Here is a 22,661-nt window from a genome sequence, read left to right as displayed (position 1 = left end):
TTCAATTTTTATGCTTTACATTTGTCCCAAACTTTAGGGGTGCCTTAAATATAACGGGCTGAGATTATACCCTCAAAACCTGAACGGCGTAATTGCTGCGTAGGAAAAAGTAAGGCAGAAAATTCATTTCAGATACGATTTTTATCGTTTTTAAAATCACACTGCTTTTCTTGATTGTGCTTTCAAAAGAAAACATCCAACAATTTTGGATTGTTTACAATTGTGTAAAATAGATTCCTGTTTAGGTGTACAACTAAGCGTGGGCTTTATTTTGTGTTTTCAGAGCCAATCATTCCCTCATCAAATTACTTCATTTTTCAGGTCTTCTCTAAGGTTCATTTGTTTTTAAATCTTAACATAAAACCAATGACTGTCTTTGTAAATGACGAAATTTTGGAGTTGACAGATACTCCTACATTAATCAAAATATTTGAAATTCAACAGATTACTGAAATGCGTGGACTTGCCGTTGCCATCAACGAAGAAGTGATTCCTCGTGTACTTTGGGCTGAAACCGTTCTTCAAAATAATGATAGATTAATGTTGATTCGTGCTACACAAGGCGGTTGAGGTTTCAGAAAAAACTAATGAAAAACACAAAGAAAACTGAAAAAACACCTCAGACTGAAACCATCAGTCGAGCAGCATTTCCTGCATCTCAAAAAGTATATGTACAAGGGCAAATTCATGATATTCAAGTGGCAATGCGTGAAATCACTTTGTCGGATACTTTGGTGAATGGAAAAGTAATGTCCAAAAATTCACCCGTAACGGTTTATGATACCAGTGGGCCATTTACCGACCCCAATATTGATATTGATGTAAGAAAAGGTTTGCCAAGATTACGTCAGTCATGGATTGTAAATCGTGGCGATGTGGAAGAATTAGATTCTATTACTTCCAATTATGGTCGTGAACGTTTGGCAAATCCAGCCTTGGATTCACTTCGTTTTGAACATTTGAAGAAACCATTAAGAGCGAAAGCAGGGCAAAACGTTTCGCAATTGCATTATGCCAAAAAAGGCATCATTACGCCAGAAATGGAGTATATCGCCATTCGTGAAAACCAGAAAATTGATGCTTTGAAATCAATTGGTCATCAACACGAAGGACATAGTTTCGGAGCAAATACTCAAAAAGGATTAATCACTCCAGAATTTGTTCGTTCGGAAGTAGCAATGGGAAGAGCCGTAATTCCCAATAATATTAATCACCCAGAAAGTGAACCAATGATTATTGGGCGTAATTTTTTGGTAAAAGTAAATGCCAATATTGGTAATTCTGCTGTTTCATCGAACATCGAAGAAGAAGTAGAAAAAACCGTTTGGGCTTGTCGTTGGGGTGCTGATACCATCATGGATTTATCGACAGGTAAAAATATTCATGAAACCCGTGAATGGATTATCCGCAATTCTCCAGTACCGATTGGCACAGTTCCGATTTATCAAGCTTTAGAAAAAGTAGGCGGAAAAGCCGAAGATTTAACTTGGGAAATTTTCAGAGATACACTCATCGAACAAGCAGAACAAGGCGTTGATTATTTCACGATTCATGCAGGCGTATTGTTGAGATATGTGCCGATGACGGCGAAAAGAGTAACGGGTATTGTGTCTCGTGGAGGAAGTATCATGGCAAAATGGTGTTTGGCACATCATAAAGAGAATTTTCTTTATACGCATTTTGAAGAAATCTGTGAAATCATGAAAACTTATGATGTCGCTTTTTCTTTGGGCGATGGACTTCGTCCGGGAAGTATTGCCGATGCCAATGATGCTGCTCAATTTGCTGAATTGGAAACTTTAGGCGAATTGACCAAAATCGCTTGGAAACATGATGTACAAACCATCATCGAAGGGCCTGGTCACGTGCCGATGCACTTGATTAAGGAAAATATGGACAAGCAATTGAAAGAATGCCACGAAGCACCTTTCTATACGCTTGGACCATTGACAACCGATATTGCACCAGCCTACGACCATATTACTTCTGGTATCGGTGCGGCAATGATTGGCTGGTTTGGTTGTGCGATGCTTTGTTATGTTACGCCAAAAGAACATTTAGGTTTGCCAAACAAGGAAGATGTAAAAGTGGGAGTAATCACTTATAAAATTGCGGCACACGCTGCCGACCTTGCTAAAGGACATTACGGAACTCAGATTCGAGACAATGCTTTAAGTAAAGCTCGTTTTGAATTTCGTTGGGAAGACCAATTCAATTTATCGCTCGACCCAGACACCGCTCGTGAGTATCATGATGAAACTTTACCAGCGGAAGGAGCAAAAATTGCTCACTTTTGTTCGATGTGTGGTCCCAATTTCTGTTCGATGAAAATCACACAGGAAGTACGTGATTATGCCGATAATATGGGCGTAGAAGAACAAGAAGCATTAGCAAAAGGCATGGCTGAAAGAGCAAAAGTTTTTGTGGAACAAGGTGCGGAGGTGTATATTTAGTTGTGATTTAGTGAGTTAGTGAATTGTGATTGAGTGATTTGTGAGTTAGTGATTGAGTGAATTGTAAATTCTTAATTAAAGAAAATAAATTACTCAATCGCCATTCAGTCATTCACAAATGAAGTGCTAAATTTTAAATTATTATCTTACATCTTTATTTATTTTTAATAAAAATAATCACTAATTCACAACTCACTCATTCACTAAATATCTTATATATGCAAAAAGTAATTCTATCAAATCCGACTGATTTTGAAGGTGAAATCGCCATCATTGAGCAATTATTGATGGAGGAATCATTAATTTTTCACCTCCGAAAACCTGATAAAACCTTGAAACAGTTAGAGGATTTTTTAAGAAGTATTCCTGCAAAGTTTTACAAAAAAATTGTACTGCATTCACATCATGAACTGATTAAGAAATATAATCTCAAAGGAATTCATATTACAGAATCCGTCCGACAAAACATGGATGAAACCGTAATGTCAAACATGATTAAGCTTTTCAGAAACAGAGGACTTAGCGTTAGTTTTTCATTACATACTTTGAATGCCATTGAGAATTTAGCTTTTAAAGCTGATTATGTCTTTTTGAGTCCTATTCTAAAAAGTATTTCAAAAACAGATTACATCGGTACATTTACGATGGATGAATTACGGTTTTTCTTTCAAGTTCGGAAAAGTGAAATTCCTGTTTTTGCCTTAGGTGGCATTTGTGAGGAAAATAAAGAATTATTGGAAAGGATTGGCTTTCAGGGCTTTGTAATGATGGGTTCCGTTTGGGAAAAATATTTTCTAGAAGAAAAGCAACATGAATAAAAGAGCTTTTGTATTAAGTATTGCGGGCTTTGACCCAAGTGCTGGTGCAGGCGTTTTGGCAGATATAAAAACTTTTGAACAGCAAGAAACTTACGGTTTTGGTGTTTGTTCTGCCATTACTTTTCAAGACGAAAGCTATTTTGAAGGTGTAAACTGGCTCGATAACGAGCAAATTATTCATCAAGCAAAATTACTTTTTGACAAGTACTCCATTGATTTTGTAAAGATTGGTTTGATTCAATCTTTACAAAATTTAGACGAAATCATTTCGACACTTTTAAGTTGGAATCCAAACTTGAAAATTATTTGGGATCCCATTCTAAAAGCCAGTGCAGGTTTTGATTTTCACTCAGAAATCAACGTGGTTTTATTAGAAAAAATCTTGGAAAAGATTTACCTCATCACACCCAATTTGCTAGAAGTAAGACAACTGATACAAGGCGAATTTTCAGATGAAGAAAAAGCGTTGAAACTCAGTGAATTTTGTCAGGTCTATTTAAAAGGTGGACATTCAGAAAATGCGTTTTGTGAAGATATTTTATTAGTCGAAAATCAAAAATTTTATTTCAAATCCGAGAGAATTCCAGACGGAGAAAAACATGGTTCGGGCTGTGTACTTTCTTCGGCAATCACGGCTAATCTGGCAAAATCTCTTTCTATTCAGCAAGCTTGTGCAAATGCCAAGCTGTACATGAATCAAATTTTAAAGAGTAATCCTAATTTATTGGCTTACCATTTTCAGACATGAAGATTTCAAAATTACATTATATCACACAAGATTTAGCCCACATTCCGCATTGGGAACAAGCTCGTTTGGCTTGCGAAGGCGGTGCAGATTGGGTGCAACTCCGAGTAAAAAATCAAGATTTTGATACTTGGAAACAAACAGCTTTGAAAACACAAGCAATTTGTAAGGCTTTCGGAGCAACTTTGATTATTAACGACAATGTACAAATTGCCAAAGAGATTCAAGCAGATGGCGTGCATTTGGGCAAAACCGATGCTTCGCCAATGGAAGCAAGAGCTATTTTAGGAGAAAATTTTATCATTGGTGGTACTTCTAATACATTTGAAGACCTCGCTTTTTTGCATAAAGCAAAAGTAAATTATATCGGTTTAGGTCCTTTTCGTTTTACTAAAACCAAACAAAATTTAAGTCCGATTTTGGGTTTAGAAAAGTATCAAAGTCTTTTGGCTCAATGCAAAATAGCAGGTTTGAATTTGCCGATAGTAGGCATTGGCGGCGTTTTATTGAGTGATGTTGAAGATTTAATGTTGGCTGGTTTGCATGGAGTAGCGGTTTCGTCGGTGATTAATTTGGCTGAAAAACCTTCGGAAGTTGTAGGTGATTTTATCAAAGCTTTAAACGAAAAATATCATGTTGAGTATTGCTAATAAGGAATTTTCATCCAGACTTTTTACGGGTACAGGTAAGTTTTCATCACTGACTTTGATGGAAGAAAGTTTGTTGGCATCTGGTTCTGAATTGGTGACAGTGGCTTTAAAAAGAGTGCATTTGCATCAACAGTCGGATGATATTTTGAGTCACCTGAGTAACCCACAGTTCAATTTATTACCCAATACTTCGGGCGTGAGAAATGCCAAAGAAGCGGTTTTTGCCGCACAATTAGCCAGAGAAGCTTTGGAAACTAATTGGTTGAAATTAGAAATTCATCCTGACCCAAAATACCTTTTACCAGATGCAATTGAAACCTTGAAAGCAGCGGACGAATTGGTAAAACTGGGTTTTGTGGTGTTGCCCTACATCCATGCCGACCCTGTTTTGTGTAAGCGTTTGGAAGAAGTTGGCGTGGCTGCTGTAATGCCTCTGGGTTCGCCAATCGGAACAAATAAAGGTTTGAAAACAATAGATTTTTTAGAAATCATCATCGAGCAAAGTAATGTGCCAGTGGTGGTGGATGCAGGCATAGGTTCGCCTTCGGATGCTGCAAAAGCGATGGAATTGGGTGCGGATGCGGTGTTGGTGAATACGGCAATTGCCGTTTCTGAAAATCCAGTACAAATGGCAAAAGCTTTTAAAATGGCAGTTGAAGCAGGAAGAATGGCTTATGAAGCCCGACTTGCCCCAAAGACAAATTACGCCATTGCCAGTAGCCCGCTGACGGGATTTCTTTCAATTGTGAATTAGTGATTGAGTGAGTTAGTGAATTTTTAATTTCAACTATAAGGTTATTTCAATGATAATGAGATGTTTATTTTTGAAATGAAGAATAAATGAATCAGTTTGATGCAATTTATTAATTAAAACCACACTCAAATTCACTAACTCACTCAATCACTAATTCACTCAATCATTCAGACATGAATTTCTTTCAAAATATTTTTCAACAATACTCTTGGGCGGAGGTTCAGCAGAGTATTTTGTCGAAAACTGCTGATGATGTGCGTCTTGCTTTACATACTTCTCGAAGAAATTTAGAAGATTTCAAAGCCTTGATTTCGCCTGCTGCCATGCCATTTTTGGAAGAAATGGCACAAGTAAGTCAGCAATTAACACAAAAACGTTTTGGTAAAACCATTCAAATGTACGTTCCTTTGTACTTGTCGAATGAATGTCAAAATATATGTACTTATTGCGGTTTTAGTTTTGATAATAAAATCAAACGAAAAACGCTGACAGATAAAGAGATTTTAGCAGAAGTAGCCATGCTAAAATCTATGAATTACGACCATGTTCTACTCGTAACAGGCGAAGCAAATCAGACCGTTGGCGTGCCTTATTTGAAAAATGTTATCAAATTAATTCGTCCATTTTTCTCACATATTTCAATGGAAGTACAGCCTTTGGATGAAACAGATTATACCGAATTGATTGCTGAAGGCTTGAATACTGTGTTGGTTTATCAAGAAACGTACCATCAAGAAGATTATAAATTACACCATCCCAAAGGGAAAAAGTCTAATTTTGAGTACAGAATTCAAACGCCCGACCGATTAGGAAAAGCAGGAATTTATAAAATGGGTTTGGGTGTTTTGATTGGTTTGGAAGATTGGCGAACGGATTCTTTTTTTACCGCTTTGCACTTAGATTATTTAGAAAAACAATATTGGCAAACGAAGTACTCTATTTCTTTTCCAAGATTGCGACCATTTTCGGGAGGATTAGAACCCAAAGTAGTAATGTCGGATGCAGAATTGGTTCAGTTGATTTGTGCGTACAGAATTTTTAAGGAAGAAGTAGAACTGTCTATTTCGACAAGAGAGAACGAAATTTTTAGAAATAACATTATTAAATTGGGTATTACTGCCATGAGTGCGGGTTCAAAAACCAATCCGGGGGGTTATGTTGTAGAGCCAGCATCTTTGGAACAATTTGAAATTTCAGACGAAAGAAGTCCTGAAGTAATTGCCAAAATGATTCAAGAACAAGGCTATGAGCCTGTTTGGAAGGATTGGATTATATTTAGTGAATGAATGAATTGTGATTTAGTGATTATTTTTCAATTGTGAGTTAGTGAATTGTGATTGAGTGAGTTGTGATTTAGTGATTTTTAAATTAAAATAAGTGAATTTTTAGGGGACTCAATTTGGATAAACCTTCTTTCCAATCAATAACTCACAATTCACTAAATCACTAAATAAGTTAATAAAATGGATTTTCAGCGTTATAATCGCCAAATAATTTTACCAGAAATTGGTTTAGAAGGTCAGCAAAAACTGAATGATGCACGAGTATTGGTAATCGGTGCAGGTGGTTTGGGTTGTCCAATTTTGCAGTATTTGGTTGCGGCAGGCGTAGGGAATTTAGGCATTGTAGATGCTGATACAGTTTCTATTTCTAATCTTCAAAGACAAATCCTTTATACTACTGCCGACCTCAATAAAAAGAAAGTAGCAGTTGCCAAAGAGCGTTTGTTAGCCATTAATCCGAATGTAAATATTGAGATTTTTCCTGTAAATCTTCATGCTGAAAATGCTCTTGAACTCCTTGGACAATATGATATTATCGTCGATGGTTCTGATAATTTTGCCACTCGTTATTTGGTCAATGATGCTTCGGTGATGCTGAAAAAGCCTTTTGTATCAGGTTCAATTTTTAAGTTTGAAGGACAAGTATCGGTTTTCAATTATCAAAATGGCCCAACCTATCGCTGCTTATATGCAGAACCGCCAACTGCAGGAAGCGTCCCAAATTGTTCTGAAATAGGAGTGATTGGTACTTTGGCAGGCATTATCGGAACGATGCAAGCGGCAGAAGTCATTAAAATGATTACGGGTGCTGGAGAAGTCTTGTCTGGTAAATTATTGGTTTTTGATATGCTTTCAATGCGTTCGCAAATTATTAAATTTAAAGCGATTTCTGAAAATAAAAACATTTCAAAATTACTTGATTATCAGGTGATTTGTGGTGATTTCCCGATAGGAAATACGGATACAATTGATAAAGAAAGCGTAGAAAAATGGTTGGAGGAAGAGAAAAGTTTTCAACTAATTGATGTCAGAAATCCACACGAATTTGAGCGTGATAATATCGGTGGAATCAATATCCCTTTAGATGATTTATTAGAAAGTATTCACGAGCTTGATGTAGAAAAAGAAATCGTTTTTTGTTGTCAAACAGGTTTACGAAGTGCAAAAGCCATTGAATTATTAAAATCAGCAGGAGTGGAGGGAAGGTTTTTGAATTTGGTTGGTGGAATTTGAACGGGTTTATCTGTTTTCCAGAAAACAAAAAAGCCGAAACCAAAGTGGCTTCGACTTTAAACATTAACCATTTTTATATTTTTATCACTCCTTGTGAAGGAGTTACTTTGTTATCTATTTTTTCAAGCTAGTAGTAAAAAATATTGCAAATATACTTATTTTAAGTACTTAATTTTGTAAATCTGTGATAAACTTCTTAATAAGTACGAATATCATGATAGGAATATTGTTGAAGCTTTTATTTAAACTTGTCTAACTTATCTTGAGTAATTTTAGATCCATAGCTTAATAGAGAAATCAAAAGAAAGCCTAAAGCTATTCAAATTTATTATTGACTGTTATTCCTTGCCAAGTATCAGTTCTGAATGAATTGGCTGGTAAGCCTTCTGAATTAAATAAATTGGCATCCATTGGCGAATCTGCCCAAGCGTATCTTACAGCAATGGCTTTCAATCCTTTTGGATGATAAACTACTACTTTATTATCTACAATTTCAGCTTTAGCATAATGGAAAACTTTGTCTTCGCCAGCAATTTCAAAGCCTTTTAGATAACCAAATTTATCATTTACTTGTAAACCTTTGGCAATGTGTTTGAAACTAACAGTAGCTTTGGCATTATCAAAAGCAACAGCATCAAACATTGGTGAGCTGTATTCAATATTTTGTCCGAAATCTTTTTTCAAGGCATTTATCGCTAAACGATGACCAACATCTTGTTTGTTGGTTGGGTGAATATCATAAGGATTGCCAATGTCTGTAATTACTGCCATACCTGTTTTAGGTAGCGAAAGTGTCATTGTTTGTGCTTCACGCAATTCTGCCCAATTACTTCCTTGATTACTGTTTTGGTAGCCACCATAATTGGCTAACTGAACAAAGTAAAAAGAGAAATCATCATTCCATTTCTTACGCCAATCTTCAATCATCAAGGGGAAACTTTGGCGATATTGATAAGCTCTGCCTGCATTGGTTTCACCCTGATACCACAATGAACCACGGATGGCAAAAGGTACAATTGGGGCAATCATGGCATTATAAATCGTAGTACCGATATTATTACTTGTGTGTACATATTCATGTGGTTCTGCAAAAGCTGGCATCAATCGCCAATTGTTAGCGATAGCAATCTTTTGATTAGCCGTTTCAACATACAAATCATTGATTGAACCTTGTAATCCTAAACCATACCAAGGCAGACTAATCATTTTCCCGAATTTGATAACCAGTAGATTAGTCCCTGTTTTCCAAGTATTCACTGGAACGGTGATTTTACGAACACCTTTGATAATACCAGCCGATACCAATTTGCCATTGATATAAATCTCATTATAACTATCGTTTTCAGCCAAAGCCAAAGTAGATTGTTGATTCAGAAATTCTGCTGGAACATCAATATAACGAGCCATATAACCCGAACCACGATACGCCCAAATGCCTTTCCAGTCCCATTGTCCCATCGGATTATCCGCATAATGCCATTTTGAAATATCATAATTGGCTTCCAAATACTTCTTTTCGTCGGCTACAGTTGGATTGATATTCGTTCCTAAAAGTTGTTTCTGCACTTTTTGGTCATGGAAATGGTCGGCATCTTTCCAGTTGTCGGGTAAGTTTTGGGCATAACTTTTTAGTTCGTTATTACTTAACATCCCTTCTTTACTAATCCAACCCTCTACTTGCGAACCACCCCAAGAAGAATGAACCAAGCCAATAGGAATATTTAGTTTTTGATATAATTCACGAGCAAAAAAGAAACCTACTGCTGTAAAATCTCCAACTGTTTCGGCAGAAGCCACTTTCCACTCGCCCGTTTTTAAATCAGCTTGAGGCGTCATGGTTACGTCATGCTCTACGAAAAAATGTCTGATTTTTGGATAATCAGCATTTTTCTTTTCTTCTTGAAAATTATTGGCTTGCGAGGTTCTCCATTCCATGTTTGATTGCCCTGAACATAACCAAACTTCACCAATCAAAATATCGTTTACGCTGACATTTCCAGATTTAGCAGTTGCCGTCATTTTATAAGGTCCACCAGCTTCTAAAGGAGAAAACTTAACCATCCATTTTCCAGAAGCATCAGCTTGTGTACTTTGTGATTGTCCTGCCAAAGAAACACTTACTTTTTCATTAGCATTTGCCCAACCCCAAACAGGAATTGGTTTTTGTCTTTGTAATACTACGTGGTCGGAGAAAAGCCTAGCCAATTTTACTTGTGCAAAGCTTGTTGCGGAAAGAAACGTTAAGCAGATAATAAGGATTTTTTTCATAATAGAGAGTGACAGATTAATGTTTCGTCGAAATTACAAGAAAGGCTTTATAAAATTGCAGGTTGTTGTTGGGATTGGGTGAAATTGTTGAGGTTTAGATATGACTCATTGGCGTGTTTACTCATGACATGACTGACAGAAGGTTGTTTATGCTCAAAATAATTTGATATTCATGCCATGAGCATTTCCCAGTTAATTACATATACTAAGCAATAGACCATATATTTTCGGGTATTTTAAATTTATGCTTTATTTAATACTTATTGAAATAGTACTTGTAGCGGTAACCTTTACGGTTACCGTTTCTTATTGCGGTCAAACGGTAACCGCAAGGGTTACCGCTACAGCTTGTACACCCAAGGAAAAAATAATATTTATACCTGATAATTTTTGTGTAGTTACTTAATTACCGTTTAATAAGTTTCGGAGTACAAAATGGGCAAAAAGTTTGTAAAATAAACACTTATTTTTTAGGTTTGTTTAAGCTTGAAAAACAAGTATAACACCTTGATAGCGAGTATGACCTAGAGTTTTTAACCTTTTAATATATATCTTTTATGTCTATCCAAAACAAAATTTCGGCGGTTTTGCCTGAAGCAGAAAAAACCGCTGCCCTCGCCTCACTCGAAGAAGTGAAAACCCATTTACCTTTTTTGATTAGTACGCCCACAGACCAAAGTCCCAGAAGGACAATGGGACCTGCTAGTGTGGAGTATGTTGGACTTTGCTTAGAAGGAGCTAAAAAGTATCCTGATAAGATGACTGGAGATTTTGATACGCCTGAATTTGAACGGGATGTGAATTTGATTGGACAGCTATGGAGTGTACGCATAGCGTTGGCAGATTTGTTAGCAAGAGTTGATGATACTATGAATGCTGCAAGTTCTGATGCAATGGTTACTTCTGATAAAGTGTATGGCTTACTAAAAAGTGCTGCTAAAGAAGATGGTGCTATCAAAGAACTTGTAGCAAGGATTGCCCTTAGATATAAGGCACAATCAAGACCAAAGAAAAAACCAACAACAGAGTAACTCACGAAAAAGACACAGTTCAGTGAACACTCCCGATGTGACACAATTTTTAATCTTTATTCAGTAGAACTTACACAAATTAAACAACACCAACATTTATGTCAAATTATTTAGATACAGGTTTTACCATTAGTCAGTTAAGGTTATTGTCCGATTCGGAAGTAACTACAACTCAGTTATTTTATTGCTCAGAAGCAGGCAAAGAAGGTTTTTGGAAGTACAACCCAAGTAATACCACAGGAACAGATAATGTAGGTACTTTATTAGTAACTACTGGAGGCAAGAGGTTGGAGAGAGTTGTTGATGAAAATATCCTTTTTACATGGTTTGAGGTAAGTGGTGAAACAGACCATACTTCTACCTTGAATAATGCAATCCTAGCTGCTAAATTATTACAAAAATCGTTGATATTAAAGGCTAATGCTTCGATAACGGTTAATCAAAAATTTGAATTGTATCAATCATTGATAGGGAACAATTCTACGATTTATTTGAAGAACAATAGCACTATTGCAAATGGAGATAGCATCTTAGCAATTATGAATCATAATATTACTGTATCAGGTATTATATTAGATGGTAATAATACCAATAATATAGGCACGGCTACTAATGGCATATTAGGAATAAATGCCTATCAAAAGAAATACCTCACGATTGATAATGTAAAGATTATAAACACTAGAAATAGAGGATTAACAATACAAAATTGCCCTAATTTTAAGTTCACAAACTCGATAGTTGACAATTGTGGAAGATATACCAGCCAAATGCCAAATCCTCAAGCTGATAGAATTAGTGTTTTAATTGATAATAATGTAGCCACGAAAGGTACAGAGTTTTATATGGGACTTGAATCTTATATTGACAATATAAAGGTTACAAATTCTGGACTTGATGGACTAGTTTTAGGAGTCGGTATGAATATATTAAACTCTACATTTTCTTACAATGGACAAGATTTGTTGAATTATTATGATGGCGGAGCTGGAATCTATACCAGACCTCCTCAAAATTATAATAATGGTGAGATTGATGGGCTCAATATCATTAATTGTAATACCCATTGGAACACAGGTTTAGGTATTGACATTGGTTTTAATGCATTTTCAACCAACAATCCTATCGGTAAAAATATTATTATACAAAACTGCAAAGCCTCTAATAATAATTTAGAAGGTATAGGCATTGGGAGTAATCAAGATGTTAGCGTTTTAGGTAATTTTTGTTGGGATAACGGCATTAGGGCTTTCTTCTTTGATGGCAATGTAAATAGTAGGAGAAGCGGTATTTGCTTAAATTCTGTTCCTATAGTAAATGCATTGACTTCATACTTTCCTACCAAAAATATATTAATAGAAAACAATACTTGTTATGATTCTAGAGATGTAACAGTGAATAAAACTCAACAGTATGGGATATATATTGATAATAACCATGAATTAGCAGAGAGTGAGAATTTTATCATCAAAAATAATCATTTAACAAGGAATGCTCAAAAGGCTATTTTATTACCATATAACAAAAGACCTGTTAAGCTAGGCTCTATTTTTTATTTTAGTGATAATACATCTGAAAATTCATTTACAATATCACCTCAAGATAATACTGTAATAACACCTGTCAATCCCCATATATATATTTAAATCCCATTGCTGATTTAAGCATAACAGGCATCGATGCTTCTATACTAAATACAATAATTAATGTTGAAAATGTTTCGAATAAAAATATAACGCTAGTAAACAGTAATACATTTAAACTATTAGGTAATTCAAACATTGTATTAACACAAAACAAAACTGCTAAATTCATGTACTGTTTTGAAACAGGAGCATTTTGTTGGAAACAAATTAATACTGGGAATGAAATAGTTAGTAAACTATTATCTACATCGAATGTCTTTTTGGTCAATCAAGCAATAGGAATAACGGCGGAGTCTACAACAAACTTTAGAGTAGATGCCAATGTCGGAGGCTCAACAATTGCTACAGGAGTTTGGAGTAGAGGAACAATACAGACTGATGTTAGCACTAGTGCTTACTATTTTAGATCGGCCACAAGAACTGCCAATAATTTAAACATTGGGTCAATTGTCCATTATATCGCTAGTCAAGGAACACTTGGAAGTAATAATACTATAGCAGAACAAGTAGGTTTTTATGTAGATAGTACACTTTTAGCAGGGAATACTAATATAGCTTTTAAAAGCTCCGTTCCTGCTGGGGCAAATAATTGGGGAATTTATAATGTTGGAACAGCAAAGTCTTACTTTGGTGGTAACGTATTAATTGGTTCTACAACAGACTCAGGGGATAAGCTTCAAGTAACAGGCACTGCTAAAATCCAACACTTAAAGGGCGGAACTAGTGCCCCTACTATTTCAGCAGGAATAGGAGCGGGGACTTCACCAACTATAAGTATCACAGGTTCAGATTTATGTGGGACGATTACTATCATTACTGGAACATCTCCAATGGCAAATGCTGTATTAGTCTCAATTAGCTTTAATGTTGCTTATGGCACCGCACCAATAGTAATTATCAAAGAGGCTAATGTGAACGCTGTGGGCATGAATACAGTTTATGTACCAGCTAATGGTCAGAGCAATGGTACAACGGCTACAGCCTTTAATTTAACAACAGGACCTACTGCATTGGCGGCGTCAACAACTTACATGTATTACTATCAGGTTATGCAGTAATACAATCACTGGTCGTAGGTTAAGCGAAGCGTTCCTACGACCCAAAAGAAAAAAGAGCGTCTCGCTCGCAATCATAAACAGTTCAACATTTTAATCCTATGGCACGTAAATACAAATTCCATGATAACAGCAAGTTGTATTTTGTTACGTTCACTGTCGTAAATTGGATTGATGCTTTCATTCGAGACGATTATCGAAAGATATTTTATGAAAGTATAGCTTATTGTCAGCAAAATAAAGGCTTAGAAGTATATGCTTATTGCATTATGACCAGTCATATTCACATGATAATTGGCACAGAAAAAGGAAATTTATCTGATATTGTAAGAGACCTTAAAAGCTTTACTTCTCGTCATATAAGGAAAGCCATTGAAAGTAGTGAATTAGAAAGCAGAAAGTCGTGGATACTTTGGATGTTTGAACGTGCAGGGAAAAAGAATCAACGTAATATAGACTTTCAATTTTGGATGCAACATAATCACCCCATTGAATTAGATACTCATTATAAAACTGTTCAGCGATTAAATTATATTCATCAGAATCCCGTCGAAATGGGCTTTGTAGCGAAAGCAGAAGAATGGCTACATAGTAGCTGTGGAGATTATTATGGCAATAGAAAAGGAGTAATAGATTTAGTGTTTATAGAATAATGGTAGCGTTTTAGAGCGAGACGCTCTTTTTTCTTTTGAGTCGTAGAAGAACCTACGACTAGCTCGCCCAAACTGTATTGAAGCTCCCAAAAACGGAGTACCAGCTCGCTTAAACTGTATTGAAGCTCGTAAAAAGGGAGTATCAACTCTCTCAAACTGCATTGAAGCTCATAAAAACGGAGTACCAACTCGCTTAAACGGTATTGTAGCTCCCAAAAACGGAGTACCAGCTCGCTTAAACCGTATTGAAGCTCTTAAAAACGGAGTACCAGCTCGCTTAAACTGTATTGAAGCTCCCAAAAACGGAGTGCCAGCTCGCTTAAACGGTATTGTAGCTCCCAAAAATGGAGTACCAGCTCGCTTAAACTGTATTGAAGCTCTTAAAAACGGAGTACCAGCTCACTCAAAGTGAGTTGTAAAGCGGGAGTGTTGTATTAAAGCTCAATTTTGTATATTAGGAGATTCTTACATCACTTATGGCATGACTGACAAAAAAGTGTTGGTTCTCAAAATAATTTGGTATTAATGCCATGAGTATAATATTGAAGAGCGAGACGCTCTTTTGCCTTTGGAAGTCGTAGGAGAACCTACGACTAGTGGCAGAAACGCTTATTGACCATCTTAAAGCAATCAATTTAAAATGAAAAATATATTTTGGACGGCATATACAAACGAAGAAAGGCATCTTGCTATCAGAACGATACAACAAATTGTAGATAAGTATGGAGACATTGTTGATTTTAAACAGTTTTCGGATATTGCTCTAACGATGTTGATTGAAATACAAGAATGTAAAATCAACGAACTATATCAAACATTATCTAAATGTATCGGAATGGAAAGTTTTGATTTACTTGAGAGTAAGCGTGACATAGAAAGAAAACTCTATCTGAATATTAATTTTTCAAAAGCAACGGGCAACTTAAAAGTAGAAATTCCTGCTGTGCCAGGATGAGCGTGACGTTCTTTTACCTTTGTAGTAGTAGTTCACCCTCGCTTGGCGTAGTGTTTTCACCACGTCAGTGAGTACTGCAATGTTACATTGCAAAAATGCAAAGCATTTTATAATTTTTTAAGTTGTGGACTGGGTCTTGGCAATTAGTTTTTAAAATAACCTCTAGCTTTCAAGACTTGTATTTTTTTCAGTTCAAACAATTCCTCTAAATAGTTACCATACACTGCAACGGCCTTGTTACCAACAATTTTATAGTATGGTGATGGATAGACAGTCTGTAAATAATTTTCTCTTGCTCCTACAATAGTAGTATCATAAGTGACATCCTCGGCAAAATCAATTAATTCAGGTTTGATATTACTATTATATTGATATAAATAAAACTTGTACGGACTTGCCCATTTGCCTTTTTTAGTTTTATAGACATCTAGGTATTGATATTTTTCATGATATAGTTTACCGTTTGATTTCGAAACGAATAACATTACATTTTTATATTTTGAAAAAGCTGGTACACCATAATGGTCGTAAGCTTCAAACTTGATAGTATTACCTTTGTAGTCACCATAAACATTTTGAATAATTCTATACTTTGCTTTGTAGGCACCATCCATTAACAAAACTCCTTTTTCAAGCTTTGGCTTAAATTTATTGACTTTTATTTTCTTCCCAATAAACACATAAAGGCTATCCTCTTTTCGCTGAGCCAAAGAAGTAAGATATGATAAAAACAATAGGGTAAATAGAAGGAATGCTTTTTTCATGGCTTGTTAAATACTTAGAGATTTGATACGTTTACCAACTTATAACAGTTGGCTAAATATATCAAATCTTTTTAAGAAAATTAGCTCCGCTTGGCGTTACGTTTTTGTAATACATACTAATCTTAGAATAGAGTCTTCGCCCCATATTTACTAAGTTTCTCTAATTATGTCTTTGATTTTATTATCTAAAGTATCTGTTGCTTCTGAAAGCATACTTAACCAATCTTTATCAACAGGATGAATGCCATCTTTTACCATACCGACCAAACACATGATTGAAGATAGGGGATGTCTGATATCATGTGATTGCATGAAAGCAATTTTTTTGAGTGCTTCATTTTTAGCTTCTGTCTCCTCTACTTGCTTTTTTAGTAATATTTGTCCCAATTTCAATTCCATTAGGCAAGTTACCTGCTTTGAAAGTACAGCAAGCGTTTTTTCTTGTAAAGCTGTTAGTTTATTGGGTTTTAAATCAAACAAACAAAGTGTGCCAAGTTTCAACCCATTATCTAAAGTTAATGGCACACCCGCATAAAAACGTACATTAGGGTCTGACAGTACCAATGGATTATTTTCAAAGCGATAGTCTTTTGAAGCATCTGGAATGATAAGAATTTCATCTTGCAGCACACTATATTGACAAAAAGATGTTTCTCTTGGCATTACTTCGAATGTTACTCCCGACCTAACCTTTATCCTATTTACATCCTTATCCAAAATTGTAATTAGGGCTACAGGTTTATCGCATAGCTGGGCAGCAAGGTCAACAATATCTTGAAAATCAGATGATTTATTAAAATCTAACTCCAAAAAACGTTGTACTTCTTTAAGTCTATCCTCTTCTTCACTACTAATCTTTTGCCTAGTCATTTCTTGTACAATATTTTATGTTTGTTGTGTGTGGGGATTACTCATTTCAGTACTTTTTGTAAAGAACCAATAGCAAACATGTAAACTTACGTTTAAAGAGAAGGTTTAGTTTACTTTATATATATTATTTGTTAATTAACTTTATATTCACCATTAATAGTGGTGATATTTTACTTTTATTGGTTTACTACTGATGTAGGAAAAGTACGAATGGTTGAAATGTCAGCTCAGTCAAACTGCATAAAGCTCATAAAAACTTAGTACCAGTTCAATGTTAAGTTTTTTTTCATCAGAACAACATCAGCCGCTTCTCTGGCTACATCCACTGGATTTTCTACCGAAATTGCTACTTCAGTCACATTAATGGCAGATACATCATTAATGCCATCGCCCATGACTGCCAAAACTTTCTGTTTGTTTTTCCTAGATAAGGTAATAAGATAATCAATTAATGCTGAAACTTTCGTTTTTGAAAGCCTATTCAAAAGTAAGGTTTTAAGAATGAAGTAAAACTGACTTTCATCAACTGAAAACCTAAAAGAGCAAAGCTCACTGGATTTTAGAAAATCTACACTAAAAAAGCCTTTAAGGATGAGGCTTTAAAGTATTTTAGTAATAGTTTTTTGTCTGCTAAAAAGCCCCTTTAATCGCAAAATCAGTAATATATGTCTTAAAAATTACACATTTGTTTAACTATTTTGATAAAATATTAAACAAAAGTGTTTTTGGATGGTTCTAATATTAAGACTTGCAATTCTTGAAAAATGTTACTCCCATGGTGACATTACTAATTCTAAACAACACAAGAGCATGGGTGCTTGTACTAAAATAATAATAATAATGAAAGCTACTAAAAAATTCATTTTACCTATTTTTCTTTTGTTTGCCTCTTTGGGCGTTTCTGCGTGTGATAAAGATAACGATGTTGCCCCCTCTAAAACTATTGTGGATGTAGCTGTTGCGGATGTTCAGTTTTCAACGCTTACAGCAGCTCTCACCAAGGCCGACCTTGTAACTGCCTTGAAAGGTACTGGGCCTTTTACTGTTTTTGCTCCTAATAATGCTGCTTTTGGAAAAGCTGGTATTACTAGTTTAGATGGTTTGAGTAAAGAAGCACTTACTCCAATATTAACTTCGCATGTGTTGAGCGGTAAAATTTTGGCTGCTGATGTAAAAAGTGGTACAGGTAATACTTTAAACACAGCCAATAACATTTATTTTTCAGTTAATCCATCAGGTGTTTATATCAACGGAAACATCAAAGTTATTAGCACGAATATAGATGCTACAAACGGAGTGATACATATAATAGACAACGTTATTGTACCACCATCGAAAAGCCTTGTACAAATAGCAAAGACTACTGCCGATTTCTCAGAACTTACTTCGTTAGTACTTGCAGCGGATCCTGCGGTAGCCAAAGCTTTGACAGATGCTTCTACGACTGGACTTACTGTTTTCGCTCCAACCAATGCAGCATTTAATGAGTTGTACAAAACAATTCCGAAAGCTACATTATTAGACCCTGCAAATAAAAAATTACTTACTGATGTACTTTTATATCATGTAGTAGGAGGCAGAGTATTCTCAACTGATTTGCCAAATGTAACTGGCGAAGTAGCAACTGTAAATACAGCAAAAATTAGATTTGATTTAACAAGTGGTGCTAAAGTTGTAGGCAAAACTAGCGGTAATTCAAATATTACGGCAGCTAATGTATTAGCAACTAATGGAGTAATACATGTAATTGATAAAGTGTTATTACCATAATCCTTTTTCTTAGTAAGAAAGTGAAACACCAATGAAAGTAATTTTAAAGGTGTTTCACTCTCTTTTTCGATATAAGATTTGTAGTTCTTGCTTCCCCAAAAACGTTCCAATCCTTACTAAACAGTAAAATTCCCCCTTCACCTTATAATGTTTTTTACCAGAAATTTTTGAAAGTCTCTTATCCAACAGAATTAAATCTTTTATTTCTTATTGTCGGCATATCTCTCATAATTACACCTAAAAAAGGCTATTGATGAAATACTCCAAAAAGTAAAATGAATTGAAACAAAGCTATTTAATCTGAAAAAAAATGAAAGTTCAAGTAATCAATATACTTCAAAGAAACCCTACTTGGCTAACGGTTTTGTTATGCTTTATTTTACTGATTTGGCAGTTTTTCGCAACTGCATTATCAGTAAATGTCCAGATAATTATCTTTATATCATTGATACTTTTAACGGGTATTCCTCATGGTGCTTTAGACCATTTAATTCAAGAAGCAATCTATAAAAAGCTGAATAAAACTTATCATTTAAGGAATTTTTTATTGAAATACTTACTAATAATGGCGATTTATGCCTTGGTATGGTACTTGTTTTCAGGATTAAGTTTATTAATTTTCTTAGTTATTTCAGCTTGGCATTTTGGTGAAACAGATTTAGAAAAAGTACCTAAAGGTGTTTTGATTTGGTCGTTTACAAAATTGATTTACGGATTTTATATTTTATCGTTTATCCTTTTAACCCATGTTGATGAAGTAAAACCAATCGTATTCAAAATGGTTGGAACCCAAAGTAATTTGATAGAAAGCTGGAGTTTTATCGAAATGAATGTCAAACCGATACTTTATTTGTTGGGCTTGTCTTTCACCACCATTTTTATCATTGCCCAATCACAATATTTAATCAATTTTGAGAAAGAGCGTATGTTTCGCTTGTTAATCATTCTTGTTTCATCGGCTTATTTGCCTCTTTTGCCTGCTTTTGCACTTTATTTTGGAGGATGGCACGCATTGTGTGCATTCGATAATATTTATGGTTATCTCAGGGAAGATGCCCCTAATCTCTCGTTCAAATACATTTATTTGAAGTCACTTCCTTTTACAATCTTAGCAATTGTGTCTTTGTGTGTTTTTCTTTGGTATTGTAATGTTTTTGCGGCATCATTTGACCCTTTTTCGATTTTATTCATTTTCATTTCGCTAATTACGCTTCCCCATTTGGTTATTACTCATCAAATGAAATAATACATTGTGAAATTTATGTTTCTTTTATCTCTTTTTTGAAACATAAAACTGAACATAATGTTATCATATTAAAATATTATCATTTCATATTCAAATAATTCATTATAACTCAATCTTTATATCATGGACACATTCAACATCCTCTTGAATGGTAATCTCCAAGCAGGTGATTACATCGGATTTACATTTTTTACAGGCTATATGTCTATGTTGGCAGCCTCCATCTTTTTCATTGTTGAAAGAGGTACAGTAACCAACAAATGGAAGACTTCATTGCTCATCTCGGCATTGATTACTTTCATTGCCGCTGTTCATTATTATTACATGAGAGGCGTTTGGTTGGAGACAGGTACTTCGCCAACCCAATTCCGTTACATCGACTGGACTTTAACTGTTCCGTTGATGTGTATTGAATATTTCTTAATCTTGAAACCAGCAGGTGCGAAAAGTGGAATGCTTGTACGCTTATTAGCAGGTTCAATTTTGATGTTAGTAGCAGGTTACATCGGTGAAGCAATTACTCCTGAACACAACGTAATGTGGGGAATTATCTCGACGGTGGGTTGGGCAGTAATCATTTACGAAATCTATCTGGGCGAAGCTTCTAAATTGGCAGCCTCTTCAGGAAATGTTGCAGTGATAGAAGGTTATAAAGTGATGAGATGGTTTACTTTGGTAGGCTGGGCAATTTATCCGATTGGATATTGTATGCTACCAGGTAATATATTGCATGGATTAGTAGAAGGTGCTGACTTTACCAAAAACTCTCCTGTGGACTTAGCATACAACATTGCTGATGCTATCAATAAAATTGGTTTTGGCTTAGTAGTATATTCTATTGCTAAAAATGCAACCGCTGCCGAAGAAGCAAAACTTGCATAATGTAAATCAGTTGAAGTAAAATTTGGGTAAATTTAAAGGCAGGGAACGGAACTCCCTGCCTTTTTCTATTGGACACAACTCATAACATCCTCGAAAGAATTGTGAATTGTGTTTAAAACGTGAATTCGTTAAAATTCGTTTCTTCATTCATTATTTATTTCTTGGAAATCCTTCATCAAAATCATAAATACAATGGTAATCAGGAAGATAAATACCCAATATTTTTCACTGAATAATAACTTTGTCAGATGGGACGCTTTGTGAAAAATAACAAAATAGAACAAAGAGCATAAGATATACTCACTTTTAGTAGTGGATGAACCAATCATTAAAGTGAATTACAAACAATTGATTTTATTTTACGGTTTTTGTCGGTTTTGTACGGAAAGTTGCGTGAAAAAGATAGGTTAACCTATCTCAGAGATAGGATGTCCCATCTTTTTCACGCAAAAAACCGCAAAAAAGACAGGCTAAGCTATCTCAGAGATAGCTCGTTCTATGAAAAAGATAGGCTATCCTATCTCCGAGATGGATTGATGATTCTTTTAGATAGATTGGGCTGTGAGGAAGATGGAATATTGCTTTTAAGTAGTGGGAACGCTTTGCTTAACCTACTATCAGTAATAGAGCCTACGATTTCAAAATACAAAATTCTAACAAGTATTAGTTTGCAAGAATTTGTTGCTGAACAGAAATGACAAAGTCTGTTGAAACATTCACAAGTAAAGCACATTGTTCAACCGTCAAACCCATTTTTAGTGCATTTTTAATTGTTTCAATCTTCTCAATTTGCCTCGCTTCTTTAATTCTACGACTTTCTGCTTTAACAGATTCAGCATTTCTTGCAATCAAAATCTCTAATGAAGCTTTTTCGTCAGGTGTCATTTTACGACTATCCAACTCGTCAATGGCTACTTTTAACCATTCTTCATCCCAAAATTTGGGGAACTGTGTAGGTTGAGTCACTGTATGTATCGTTTTCATCGTATAAATCAATTTATGTAAATCGGTTTGACAATCAACTTCTTGTAATGTAAATTTATCCAATTCTATTGTAATGAACGTCATTTGGTCATCAAAAAGTTCGGCTTTTTCATTTCTTAGGTTGGCGAGAGTATGATAGTCTTTGTAAGGCAAAATGTCATTAGCTAAAATAGCCACACAATATATTTTTGTCAACGTCCCATAATCAAACTTACCACGTTTTACCATTGCATTGAACTTGTGCAAAGCGTAAAACTTCATACGTTGAACAAAATATGGAGCATCTCCATACTGCATTTCAACAATAAAATGATTGTCATTTTCATCTCTACAAGCTAAATCAAAAATGCCACTCCGACCATCTTGGGTGATACCCTCAAAAGTATTTTTATCAAACATTACTTCTTTAATAGGAATATCAGACTTAATGAGTGCCTGTAAGGATTTACGCAAAAAAAGTGTATTTAATTCATTGCCAAAAGTCGCTTTGAAGCCATAGTCCGAAATTATCGGGATAAATATTTGGTCGTCAATGTATAATGTTTCCATGAAGTAAATTTTTGAGAATAAACAATGTAAGGTGAACTAATGAATATTTGTA

The 22,661-nt window shown here is 35.1% G+C and carries 21 protein-coding genes and 1 riboswitch; of the genes, 16 read left to right on the top strand and 5 right to left on the bottom strand.

Annotated elements, in window-relative coordinates; all coding sequences use genetic code 11:
* The first annotated feature begins 25 nt into the window (after nt 1-25).
* Nucleotides 26-123, top strand: a riboswitch (TPP riboswitch).
* A gap of 243 nt (nt 124-366) precedes the next feature.
* The 8 genes from thiS to moeB all read left to right on the top strand — a co-directional run bounded on the left by thiS (nt 367) and on the right by moeB (nt 7,936).
* The gene (thiS, locus tag HNP25_RS18155; RefSeq protein WP_184136525.1) at nt 367-570 is read left to right on the top strand and encodes a sulfur carrier protein ThiS; all 204 of its coding nucleotides are present in this window, start codon (nt 367-369) and stop codon (nt 568-570) included.
* A 17-nt stretch (nt 571-587) separates the two neighbouring features.
* Nucleotides 588-2,453 (top strand): phosphomethylpyrimidine synthase ThiC, encoded by a 1,866-nt coding sequence (gene thiC / locus HNP25_RS18150; RefSeq protein WP_184136523.1) that lies wholly within the window; start codon nt 588-590, stop codon nt 2,451-2,453.
* Nucleotides 2,454-2,671: 218 nt separating this feature from the next.
* Complete coding sequence (locus HNP25_RS18145; protein WP_184136521.1) at nt 2,672-3,271, top strand: thiamine phosphate synthase; 600 nt, start codon at nt 2,672-2,674, stop codon at nt 3,269-3,271.
* The gene (locus tag HNP25_RS18140) at nt 3,264-4,019 is read left to right on the top strand and encodes a hydroxymethylpyrimidine/phosphomethylpyrimidine kinase (protein ID WP_184136519.1); all 756 of its coding nucleotides are present in this window, start codon (nt 3,264-3,266) and stop codon (nt 4,017-4,019) included. The genes HNP25_RS18145 and HNP25_RS18140 overlap by 8 nt, the downstream gene beginning before the upstream one ends.
* Nucleotides 4,016-4,666 (top strand): thiamine phosphate synthase, encoded by a 651-nt coding sequence (locus HNP25_RS18135; protein WP_184136517.1) that lies wholly within the window; start codon nt 4,016-4,018, stop codon nt 4,664-4,666. Before HNP25_RS18140 ends, HNP25_RS18135 begins: the two co-directional genes overlap by 4 nt.
* Nucleotides 4,650-5,420, top strand: coding sequence for a thiazole synthase (locus HNP25_RS18130; RefSeq protein ID WP_184136515.1), 771 nt, complete (start codon nt 4,650-4,652; stop codon nt 5,418-5,420). The genes HNP25_RS18135 and HNP25_RS18130 overlap by 17 nt, the downstream gene beginning before the upstream one ends.
* A gap of 173 nt (nt 5,421-5,593) precedes the next feature.
* A complete protein-coding gene (thiH, locus tag HNP25_RS18125; RefSeq protein ID WP_184136513.1) occupies nt 5,594-6,706 on the top strand; it encodes a 2-iminoacetate synthase ThiH in 1,113 nt (370 codons plus the stop codon).
* A 177-nt stretch (nt 6,707-6,883) separates the two neighbouring features.
* Nucleotides 6,884-7,936: a molybdopterin-synthase adenylyltransferase MoeB gene (gene moeB / locus HNP25_RS18120; RefSeq protein ID WP_184136511.1), complete on the top strand. Its 1,053-nt coding sequence runs from the start codon at nt 6,884-6,886 to the stop codon at nt 7,934-7,936.
* 315 nt (nt 7,937-8,251) lie between these two features.
* Here moeB and HNP25_RS18115 read toward each other — a convergent pair whose 3' ends face one another.
* Nucleotides 8,252-10,204, bottom strand: a complete 1,953-nt coding sequence (locus HNP25_RS18115) for a sialate O-acetylesterase (protein ID WP_184136509.1) — start codon at nt 10,202-10,204, stop codon at nt 8,252-8,254.
* A gap of 557 nt (nt 10,205-10,761) precedes the next feature.
* Here HNP25_RS18115 and HNP25_RS18110 point away from each other — a divergent pair.
* From HNP25_RS18110 to HNP25_RS18090, 5 genes are all read left to right on the top strand, one after another.
* Nucleotides 10,762-11,235 (top strand): hypothetical protein, encoded by a 474-nt coding sequence (locus HNP25_RS18110; protein WP_184136507.1) that lies wholly within the window; start codon nt 10,762-10,764, stop codon nt 11,233-11,235.
* 98 nt (nt 11,236-11,333) lie between these two features.
* Complete coding sequence (locus tag HNP25_RS18105) at nt 11,334-12,881, top strand: right-handed parallel beta-helix repeat-containing protein (protein ID WP_184136505.1); 1,548 nt, start codon at nt 11,334-11,336, stop codon at nt 12,879-12,881.
* 167 nt (nt 12,882-13,048) lie between these two features.
* Nucleotides 13,049-13,939 (top strand): hypothetical protein, encoded by an 891-nt coding sequence (locus HNP25_RS18100; RefSeq protein WP_184136504.1) that lies wholly within the window; start codon nt 13,049-13,051, stop codon nt 13,937-13,939.
* A gap of 98 nt (nt 13,940-14,037) precedes the next feature.
* On the top strand, nt 14,038-14,589 hold the full coding sequence (locus tag HNP25_RS18095; RefSeq protein ID WP_184136502.1) for an REP-associated tyrosine transposase: 552 nt from the start codon (nt 14,038-14,040) through the stop codon (nt 14,587-14,589).
* Between the two features lie 640 nt (nt 14,590-15,229).
* Nucleotides 15,230-15,544 (top strand): hypothetical protein, encoded by a 315-nt coding sequence (locus HNP25_RS18090; RefSeq protein WP_184136500.1) that lies wholly within the window; start codon nt 15,230-15,232, stop codon nt 15,542-15,544.
* 143 nt (nt 15,545-15,687) lie between these two features.
* Here HNP25_RS18090 and HNP25_RS18085 read toward each other — a convergent pair whose 3' ends face one another.
* From HNP25_RS18085 to HNP25_RS18075, 3 genes are all read right to left on the bottom strand, one after another.
* On the bottom strand, nt 15,688-16,308 hold the full coding sequence (locus tag HNP25_RS18085) for a hypothetical protein (RefSeq protein ID WP_184136498.1): 621 nt from the start codon (nt 16,306-16,308) through the stop codon (nt 15,688-15,690).
* A 150-nt stretch (nt 16,309-16,458) separates the two neighbouring features.
* Nucleotides 16,459-17,178, bottom strand: a complete 720-nt coding sequence (locus tag HNP25_RS18080) for a sensor histidine kinase (RefSeq protein WP_184136496.1) — start codon at nt 17,176-17,178, stop codon at nt 16,459-16,461.
* A gap of 257 nt (nt 17,179-17,435) precedes the next feature.
* Nucleotides 17,436-17,663, bottom strand: a complete 228-nt coding sequence (locus HNP25_RS18075; RefSeq protein WP_221432505.1) for an HAD hydrolase family protein — start codon at nt 17,661-17,663, stop codon at nt 17,436-17,438.
* A gap of 355 nt (nt 17,664-18,018) precedes the next feature.
* On the opposite strand from HNP25_RS18075, the gene HNP25_RS18070 reads away from it, so the two are divergent.
* The 3 genes from HNP25_RS18070 to HNP25_RS18060 all read left to right on the top strand — a co-directional run bounded on the left by HNP25_RS18070 (nt 18,019) and on the right by HNP25_RS18060 (nt 21,076).
* Entirely contained in the window at nt 18,019-18,948 is a 930-nt protein-coding gene (locus HNP25_RS18070) for a fasciclin domain-containing protein (protein ID WP_184136494.1), read from the top strand.
* Nucleotides 18,949-19,258: 310 nt separating this feature from the next.
* Nucleotides 19,259-20,194: a Brp/Blh family beta-carotene 15,15'-dioxygenase gene (locus tag HNP25_RS18065; protein WP_184136492.1), complete on the top strand. Its 936-nt coding sequence runs from the start codon at nt 19,259-19,261 to the stop codon at nt 20,192-20,194.
* Nucleotides 20,195-20,317: 123 nt separating this feature from the next.
* Nucleotides 20,318-21,076, top strand: a complete 759-nt coding sequence (locus tag HNP25_RS18060) for a bacteriorhodopsin-like (protein ID WP_184136490.1) — start codon at nt 20,318-20,320, stop codon at nt 21,074-21,076.
* 663 nt (nt 21,077-21,739) lie between these two features.
* Here HNP25_RS18060 and HNP25_RS18055 read toward each other — a convergent pair.
* Nucleotides 21,740-22,609 (bottom strand): Rpn family recombination-promoting nuclease/putative transposase, encoded by an 870-nt coding sequence (locus HNP25_RS18055; RefSeq protein ID WP_221432504.1) that lies wholly within the window; start codon nt 22,607-22,609, stop codon nt 21,740-21,742.
* Nucleotides 22,610-22,661: the final 52 nt, after the last annotated feature.

The organism is Arcicella rosea (assembly GCF_014204325.1).
GTDB lineage: Bacteria > Bacteroidota > Bacteroidia > Cytophagales > Spirosomataceae > Arcicella > Arcicella rosea_A.
This window is presented reverse-complemented; position numbering and strand designations above follow the sequence as displayed.

Coding starts and splice junctions, on each gene's coding strand:
- HNP25_RS18135 (WP_184136517.1), top strand. CDS start 4,016: ATGAAGATTTCAAAATTACATTATATCACACAAGATTTAGCCCACATT.
- thiS (WP_184136525.1), top strand. CDS start 367: ATGACTGTCTTTGTAAATGACGAAATTTTGGAGTTGACAGATACTCCT.
- HNP25_RS18110 (WP_184136507.1), top strand. CDS start 10,762: ATGTCTATCCAAAACAAAATTTCGGCGGTTTTGCCTGAAGCAGAAAAA.
- HNP25_RS18070 (WP_184136494.1), top strand. CDS start 18,019: ATGAAAGCTACTAAAAAATTCATTTTACCTATTTTTCTTTTGTTTGCC.
- HNP25_RS18060 (WP_184136490.1), top strand. CDS start 20,318: ATGGACACATTCAACATCCTCTTGAATGGTAATCTCCAAGCAGGTGAT.
- HNP25_RS18105 (WP_184136505.1), top strand. CDS start 11,334: ATGTCAAATTATTTAGATACAGGTTTTACCATTAGTCAGTTAAGGTTA.
- HNP25_RS18090 (WP_184136500.1), top strand. CDS start 15,230: ATGAAAAATATATTTTGGACGGCATATACAAACGAAGAAAGGCATCTT.
- moeB (WP_184136511.1), top strand. CDS start 6,884: ATGGATTTTCAGCGTTATAATCGCCAAATAATTTTACCAGAAATTGGT.
- HNP25_RS18140 (WP_184136519.1), top strand. CDS start 3,264: ATGAATAAAAGAGCTTTTGTATTAAGTATTGCGGGCTTTGACCCAAGT.
- HNP25_RS18085 (WP_184136498.1), bottom strand. CDS start 16,308: ATGAAAAAAGCATTCCTTCTATTTACCCTATTGTTTTTATCATATCTT.
- thiH (WP_184136513.1), top strand. CDS start 5,594: ATGAATTTCTTTCAAAATATTTTTCAACAATACTCTTGGGCGGAGGTT.
- HNP25_RS18130 (WP_184136515.1), top strand. CDS start 4,650: ATGTTGAGTATTGCTAATAAGGAATTTTCATCCAGACTTTTTACGGGT.
- HNP25_RS18055 (WP_221432504.1), bottom strand. CDS start 22,609: ATGGAAACATTATACATTGACGACCAAATATTTATCCCGATAATTTCG.
- HNP25_RS18080 (WP_184136496.1), bottom strand. CDS start 17,178: ATGACTAGGCAAAAGATTAGTAGTGAAGAAGAGGATAGACTTAAAGAA.
- HNP25_RS18065 (WP_184136492.1), top strand. CDS start 19,259: ATGAAAGTTCAAGTAATCAATATACTTCAAAGAAACCCTACTTGGCTA.
- HNP25_RS18095 (WP_184136502.1), top strand. CDS start 14,038: ATGGCACGTAAATACAAATTCCATGATAACAGCAAGTTGTATTTTGTT.
- HNP25_RS18115 (WP_184136509.1), bottom strand. CDS start 10,204: ATGAAAAAAATCCTTATTATCTGCTTAACGTTTCTTTCCGCAACAAGC.
- HNP25_RS18100 (WP_184136504.1), top strand. CDS start 13,049: ATGTACTGTTTTGAAACAGGAGCATTTTGTTGGAAACAAATTAATACT.
- thiC (WP_184136523.1), top strand. CDS start 588: ATGAAAAACACAAAGAAAACTGAAAAAACACCTCAGACTGAAACCATC.
- HNP25_RS18145 (WP_184136521.1), top strand. CDS start 2,672: ATGCAAAAAGTAATTCTATCAAATCCGACTGATTTTGAAGGTGAAATC.